Below are 6,071 nucleotides of genomic sequence, written 5' to 3'. Positions count from 1 at the left end.
GCCCAGTGGTGGGCGCTGCTGCAGGCCTCCATCGCCACGATGGTGCCGGGCGGCTGCTGGCCCAGCCAGGCGGCGAAGGCTTCGCGCTTGAGGTCCCGGCGCTGGCGGACCCGGCCCGATCCATCGAGTTCGGCCACCGAGAACACCTGCTTTGCCAGGTCCACGCCCATGGTTATAGTGCCCATTGGAGACTTCCCCTTCATCTGATTGTTCGTCGAAACACAATCATGGCACTCGATGCCGAGCGGCTTGCCGCTGAAGCGGGAAGTCTCCTTTTTACTCATTCAAGCCCGACCGCGTCGCGGGTCGGCTTCATTCAAGCGTTAGGTGCCAATATGAAGACCTCTAGCCCTCCGATGACAGTCTCTTGGTGGGCCCGGCTACTTGTTTGGGTGTTCCTCGCGGCGTCCGCCTTGGCTGCCTGGGGCGTCGGCCGCGAGTGGTTGCAAACCGGGAAGTTCCCGGTGCCACTGTCTGGCGTGGCTGTCAGCCTGTTGTGCGGCTACATTTTCGTGGTCCTTGCCTGGGTTGCCGTTACGGGCAAGGTGCCGGGATTCTTCTCGCTCGGTGCTCGGCATTGGCCTTTTCGGACGCCAGGCAGCTGACAACAAGTCCGTGACCCGCCAATTCACCCATGGCGAACCCGCGTTGCGGGTCGGCTCAGTTCTGGCGTAGACCGCGGACGTTGCGCATCCTCCGGAGCAGGCCTAATGTTCGGACATGGCATACGATCAGTCCCGAATTGACGACGCGGTCCTGGCGCTTCTTGCAGCCCATCTCTTCAACACAAACAGCGCCTGGAAGGGCTATGAGTTCGACGTCATGAACCGCCTCCACGACGCCGGCTACCTGTTCAATCCGGTGGGCCCGCAAAAGTCGGTGCAGCTCACGGAAGCTGGAATGCAGCGCGGGCTGGAGCTTGCCAGGAGACTCTTTGGAACCTCCGAAGACGATGGCCCTGGTCAGCAACGCGATACCTGAGAATGCGTTCAAGTCGAAGCCACTTCGTCACGAAAACGGGATGGCAGGCTAGGATCGCCACCTGCTTCTCTCCATCACGTGCGTCGGCTTGACCCGGGTGCCAGCGTGCTTCTGGAAGTGGTGGCGTTTCCCAAGGGCACTTCGCGCAACTCCCGCTTTTCCGGTAAAGAAGCCGACCCTTGTCATGATCAAGTCCCAACTCTTCGAATGCTGCGTTGCGCGCGTTGAAGATCACCAGCGTTCGTGAAGCAAGCACGTCCGGGGACAGGCGCGTAGGATCCGGCAACCGCAGCCTCCGAGGGAACCGCATGGGTACGAGAGTCAGTCCGTTGCAACGCCATTCCAGCTGGACCGCCCTGGCCTGTGCGGTGCTGGCCTTCGCATCCCTGCAGAAGTTTCCGGGGCTGTCGGGGATGCTGGGCAGTGCCGGGTGGATTGTCATTGCGTACCTGGTGTATCGCCATCCGGCCCTGCTGGCGGCCGGGGAGAAGCCTTGGCGGCAGTGGCGCGGCCCGCTCATCGCACTGGGTGCGGCCTTGCTTCTGGTGATCGGCAGCGTGGTGATCTGGTCGCTTGGGCGGTGAGCCGAGGCTTGCGCATGTCCTAGACGGGGACCGCGCCATCACTTGGCGGGCGGTGGACGACACGCCTTGGCGCAGATGTCCACTGCTGGAGCCGGTCGGGCCCTTCGCCCACATCGGCTGCCACGCAAGGGCTCGCCACTCGCGCGAACTTCTTGCATGGCCCGCCACGACGGGAGGCTTCCACCTGTTCCGTCGGCCCGATCCGGATCGTCCACTGAGACTGTGACGCCCTAGACTGTCGGCATGGATTCGATGACCTTGCTGATCGCGATTGCCGGGCTGTTGCTGCTCACCGTGGGGTTGCTTGCGGTGCTGGTGTTGCGCCGTCCCGGGCAGGACCTGGAGCGGGCGCTGCGCGAGGAGCAGCGCGAGGGCCGGGGCGAGTTGCGGCAGCAGCTCGACAGCCTGTCGGCGGCGCAGGAACTGCGGATCGATGCGTTCGGCCGGCGGCTGGACGACCTGGCCACGCGCACCGACCAGCGGCTGGACGTGCTGCGCGAGGCGCTGACCGAGGACGCGCGCAGGGCGCGGGTGGAGCATGCCGAACAGCAGCACCGCTTCGGCGCGACGCTGGGCGAGCGGCTGCAGGAGATGCGCGAACAGATGGACGCGTTCGGCCGCCAGCAGGAGGCGCGGATCCACGCCTTCGGGCAGCAGCAGGCCGAACTGGTGGCGCGCGTGGACGCCGGCATGGCGGCGCTGCGGCAGGGGCTGGGCGAGGAGATGGTGCGTTCGCGCGAGGAAGCCGGCGGGCAGCAGCAGCGGTTTGCCGAGACGCTGGGCCTGCGCCTGTCCGAACTCACCCAGCGCAGCGAGCAGCGCATCGGCGAGATGCGCGCCACGCTCGACCAGCAGCTGCAGCGGCTGCAGGCCGACAACGCGCAGAAGCTCGAGCAGATGCGCGCGACCGTGGACGAAAAGCTGCAGACCACGCTGGAGACGCGCCTGGGTCAGTCGTTCCAGCTGGTCTCCGAGCGGCTGGAGCAGGTGCAGCGCGGGCTGGGCGAGATGCAGGCGCTGGCGACCGGGGTGGGCGACCTCAAGCGCGTGCTCAGCAACGTCAAGACGCGCGGCGGCTGGGGCGAGGTGCAGCTGGACAACATCCTCGAGCAGACCCTGGTGGCCGAGCAGTACGCGCGCGGCGTGCGGGTGCGGCCGGAGTCGGCCGAAGCGGTGGACTTCGCGGTGAAGCTGCCCGGTCGCGGCAATGATGATGTGCCGGTGTGGCTGCCGATCGACGCCAAGTTCCCGCGCGAGGACTACGAGCGCCTGCTCGATGCCCAGGAGGCGGGCGATGTCGAAGCGGTGCGCGTGGCCGGCATGCAGCTCGAGCGGGTGATCCGGCTGCAGGCCAGGTCGATCAGCGACAAGTACGTGGTGCCGCCGCACACCACGGATTTCGCGGTGATGTTCCTGTGCACCGAGGGACTGTACGCCGAGACCATCCGCCGGCCCGGCCTGGTGGATGCGCTGCAGCGCGAACACCGCATCGTCATCGCCGGGCCGACCACGATCACCGCCCTGCTCAACAGCCTGCAGATGGGGTTCCGTACCCTGGCCATCGAGCAGCGTTCGAGCGAGGTGTGGAAGCTGCTGGGTGCGGTGAAGGGCGAGTTCGGCAAGTTCGCCGGCATTCTCGAGAAGGCCGAGAAGCAGGTCAGCACGGTCGGGCGCAGCCTGGGCGAGGCCAGCCGCAAGACCCGCACCATCGAGCGCCGCCTGCGCGGCGTGGAGTCGCTGTCGGCGGAGCAGTCGCAGGCGCTGCTCGGCGCGGATTCCGATCCCGAGGGAGAGGACGCGCCGGAGCCGGCGGCGGGCGACGACTCCTAGCGGGCGGCGCGGGCCCGGCTCAGGGCGTGGGCGAGAGCGGCACGATCGGCATGACGTCGACCGGAACCGTGGGATTGGCTTCGTCGTCGAGCAGGTAGTCCGGCAATTCGTCGGCTTGCTCGCTGCGGCGGTCTGACTGGATCTGGTAGTGGCGGCGCTGCATCCAGGCATCGCGAACCAGCGCGTACTCGTCGGCCGCGCCTTCGCGCATCGCATCGACGGCGAACAGCTGGGTGCGCAGGTCCACCAGTTGCAGGCCCTGCAGGAAGAAGCGGGTGCCGTCGTCCTCGATCTGGCGGGTGGGCGACAGCGGCGCGTCCCCCACCAGGCCGAAGGTGTCGCGCAGGGTGCGCGGCCCGAACAGGGGCAGTTCGACGTAGCGCGAGTTCTTCCAGCCCCACACGCCGAGCGTCTGGCCGAAGTCCTCGCTGCGGTTGGGGATGTTGGCCGCGGTGGCCGGGTCGAACAGCCCGCCGACGCCGACGGTGGCGTTGAGCAGGAACCGCCCCAGCGACTGTCCGGCCTGCTTCGGCCGGCCCTGCAGCAGCGCGTTGAGCGCGCTGACCGGCTGGCCGAGGTTGTTGAAGAAGTTGCCCACGCCCAGCCGCACCGGTCGCGGCACGACCTTGACGTAGGCCTTGGCCAGCGGCGTGGCGACGGTGCGGTCGACTGCGTTGTTGAAGCGGTGGACCTTGCGGTTCCAGTTCTCCCAGGGGTCGTAGCTGGACGGCAGCTGCGCGGGTGCGGGCAGGCTCGGGTCGGCCACGGGATCGTAGGGCGACTGCCCGTAGATCGCGGCGTAGTCGAGTTCGGCCTGGGTCGGATCCGCCGTCGCGACGGACTGTGCGTCCACGGCCTGCGGCATCGCCGGGTCCGCAGGCGCGGGCACGGCCGCGGGCATCGACGGTGCTTCGGTCGCGGCGACGGTGCCGGTCGCCAGCGCCGTCACCGGAGCGGCTTCCGGGGCGCTGGCGGTCGTGCTGCCGGCAGCGACCGGTGGTGCGATCCGGGCGCCGTCGGCCGCGGACGGGCGGGCGCCGCCGCCACCGGCGCAGGCGGCCAGCAACAGCAGCGGCAGGAACAGCGACAGGCGCGGGGAGAGGCGCGGAGAGAGGCGCAGTGGCAAGGTCATCGGAACGGTCCGTCGAGGATGCGTCGCGGACTTCATGCCCGCGCGAAATTCAGGGTGGGGGACAGCCGGTAGGCGCGGCGCAGGCCATCGAGTCCGGGTGGATCGCCGGTGACCGACACGGCGCCGCCACGTTGCGCCAGTTCCACCAGCAGGGCAAGGCCCGCGCTGTCGACACGCGACACCGCCGACAGATCGAAGCGTTCCACGCCCGCAACCAGGGCAAGGGACTGCGGCCAGAGCGCGGCCACGGCATCGCGCGAGAGCGCGCCGGCGAACGCCAGCGCGCTTCCGTCGCGCCGCACCGAGGCCGCGTCGGGCATCAGTTGGTGCCGGCGTCGGCCGAGATCTGGCCGCTGCGCAGTTCGCTCGCCACCTGCGCGATCGACTTGCGCTGCAGTTCGCTGTCGAACTGCTGGCGGAAGGTCTGCACGAACGACACGCCCTCGACCATCACGTCGAACACGCGCCAGCCGCCGCCGGCGCGGCGCATCAGGTAATCGACCGGGATCGGCTCGCCGCCCTGGCGCAGCAGTTCGCTGGAGACCTTGACGCCGAGTCCGCGCGGCAGCGCCGTCTCGGACTTGATCCGCACCCGCAGCCGGGTGTTGAAGTCGATCAGAGAGGAGCCGTAGCGGCGCATCAGGTTGTCGGCGAGCGCGTCGCCGAAGGCCTTGATGTCGGCGTCCGACGCGCCGCGGCCGTGGCGGCCGAGCACCTGGCGCGCGGCGTAGTCGCGGTCGAACATGCTGTCGAACTCGCCGCTGACGAAGCGCTGCAGGGCGGCGCGGTCGCGGGTGAACTCGGCGCGGCGCGACTCGAGCGTCTCCAGCACGCGCCGGGTGTTCTCGAGTACCAGCTCGCTGGGCGAGCCCTGCATGTTGGCGGCCGCCGCCGGCGGCGTCTGGGCCTGGGCGAAGGACAGCACGGGGGCGGCGGCGAGCACGGTCGCGGCCAGGGCCAGGGCGAGGGCGTGGCGGGGGAGGCGGGGGGTCATGGGGTCGTTCCTTCTTCCGGAGCGGAGGGCGCGGGTTGCGCATCACCGGCGGCGGCATTGTCGCCGCCGCCGCTGAACATGTACTTGCCGACCATCTGGATCAGGTCCACGGCCGGCGTGGTGAAGACCAGTTCCTCGCCTGGCTTGAACACTTCCATGTCGCCGCCGGGCTGCAGGCCCACGTAGCTTTCGCCGAGCAGGCCGCCGGTGAGGATGCCGGCCGAGGTGTCGATCGGGATCGCGTCGAAGCGGCTGTCGATGGCCAGGGTGACGATAGAGTCGAACTTCTCCGGGTCCAGGTCGATCCTCGCCACGCGGCCGATGGTGACGCCGCCGATCTTGACCGGGGCGTTGGGGCGCAGCTGGCCGACCTGGGTGAAGCGCGCGGTCAGCTCGTAGCTGTCGGCGGAAAAGCCGAAGCGGCCGTTGGTGGAGGCGATGGCCAGCACCAGCAGCGAGGCCAGCGCGAGGACCAGGAAGGCGCCGACGGCGAATTCGAGACGGGGGCCACGGGTTGCCATTGGGTTACCTCGTCGCCGCGGGTCGCGGC

The 6,071-nt window shown here is 69.0% G+C and carries 8 protein-coding genes and 1 pseudogene; 4 read left to right on the top strand and 5 right to left on the bottom strand.

The genetic code is table 11. The features are described 5' to 3' along the window. Positions 1-185, bottom strand: a pseudogene (locus Q0863_RS17750) (IS110 family transposase); the annotation flags it as partial. 42 nt (positions 186-227) lie between these two features. Here Q0863_RS17750 and Q0863_RS17745 point away from each other — a divergent pair. The 4 genes from Q0863_RS17745 to rmuC all read left to right on the top strand — a co-directional run bounded on the left by Q0863_RS17745 (position 228) and on the right by rmuC (position 3,395). Further along, positions 228-605, top strand: a complete 378-nt coding sequence (locus Q0863_RS17745) for a hypothetical protein (RefSeq protein ID WP_298581527.1) — start codon at positions 228-230, stop codon at positions 603-605. Positions 606-720: 115 nt separating this feature from the next. Then, a complete protein-coding gene (locus Q0863_RS17740; protein WP_298581525.1) occupies positions 721-981 on the top strand; it encodes a DUF6429 family protein in 261 nt (86 codons plus the stop codon). 329 nt (positions 982-1,310) lie between these two features. Beyond that, positions 1,311-1,565: a hypothetical protein gene (locus tag Q0863_RS17735; RefSeq protein ID WP_298581523.1), complete on the top strand. Its 255-nt coding sequence runs from the start codon at positions 1,311-1,313 to the stop codon at positions 1,563-1,565. Between the two features lie 252 nt (positions 1,566-1,817). Beyond that, complete coding sequence (gene rmuC / locus Q0863_RS17730; RefSeq protein ID WP_298581521.1) at positions 1,818-3,395, top strand: DNA recombination protein RmuC; 1,578 nt, start codon at positions 1,818-1,820, stop codon at positions 3,393-3,395. Between the two features lie 19 nt (positions 3,396-3,414). Here the strand turns inward: rmuC and Q0863_RS17725 are convergent, their stop codons facing one another. Genes Q0863_RS17725 through mlaD form a run of 4 tightly spaced genes read right to left on the bottom strand, consistent with a single transcriptional unit; the run spans position 3,415 to position 6,042 of the window. Next, positions 3,415-4,527: a VacJ family lipoprotein gene (locus tag Q0863_RS17725; protein WP_298581520.1), complete on the bottom strand. Its 1,113-nt coding sequence runs from the start codon at positions 4,525-4,527 to the stop codon at positions 3,415-3,417. A gap of 32 nt (positions 4,528-4,559) precedes the next feature. Then, positions 4,560-4,847, bottom strand: coding sequence for an STAS domain-containing protein (locus tag Q0863_RS17720; protein WP_298581518.1), 288 nt, complete (start codon positions 4,845-4,847; stop codon positions 4,560-4,562). After that, on the bottom strand, positions 4,847-5,521 hold the full coding sequence (locus tag Q0863_RS17715) for an ABC transporter substrate-binding protein (RefSeq protein WP_298581516.1): 675 nt from the start codon (positions 5,519-5,521) through the stop codon (positions 4,847-4,849). The genes Q0863_RS17720 and Q0863_RS17715 overlap by 1 nt, the downstream gene beginning before the upstream one ends. Then, positions 5,518-6,042 carry an outer membrane lipid asymmetry maintenance protein MlaD gene (gene mlaD, locus Q0863_RS17710; protein ID WP_298581514.1) on the bottom strand — a complete coding sequence of 175 codons (525 nt, stop codon included), beginning with the start codon at positions 6,040-6,042 and terminating at the stop codon, positions 5,518-5,520. Before mlaD ends, Q0863_RS17715 begins: the two co-directional genes overlap by 4 nt. Between the last annotated feature and the right edge of the window lie 29 nt (positions 6,043-6,071).

The organism is uncultured Luteimonas sp. (assembly GCF_947492465.1).
GTDB lineage: Bacteria > Pseudomonadota > Gammaproteobacteria > Xanthomonadales > Xanthomonadaceae > Luteimonas.
The sequence above is the reverse complement of the archived record's forward strand: the minus strand, read 5'-3'. Positions and strand labels throughout refer to the sequence as shown.

Excerpts from the sequence above, each read along its gene's own strand:
- Q0863_RS17745 (WP_298581527.1), top strand. The coding sequence starts at position 228 with ATGGCACTCGATGCCGAGCGGCTTGCCGCTGAAGCGGGAAGTCTCCTT.
- rmuC (WP_298581521.1), top strand. The coding sequence starts at position 1,818 with ATGACCTTGCTGATCGCGATTGCCGGGCTGTTGCTGCTCACCGTGGGG.
- Q0863_RS17740 (WP_298581525.1), top strand. The coding sequence starts at position 721 with ATGGCATACGATCAGTCCCGAATTGACGACGCGGTCCTGGCGCTTCTT.
- Q0863_RS17720 (WP_298581518.1), bottom strand. The coding sequence starts at position 4,847 with ATGCCCGACGCGGCCTCGGTGCGGCGCGACGGAAGCGCGCTGGCGTTC.
- mlaD (WP_298581514.1), bottom strand. The coding sequence starts at position 6,042 with ATGGCAACCCGTGGCCCCCGTCTCGAATTCGCCGTCGGCGCCTTCCTG.
- Q0863_RS17715 (WP_298581516.1), bottom strand. The coding sequence starts at position 5,521 with ATGACCCCCCGCCTCCCCCGCCACGCCCTCGCCCTGGCCCTGGCCGCG.
- Q0863_RS17725 (WP_298581520.1), bottom strand. The coding sequence starts at position 4,527 with ATGACCTTGCCACTGCGCCTCTCTCCGCGCCTCTCCCCGCGCCTGTCG.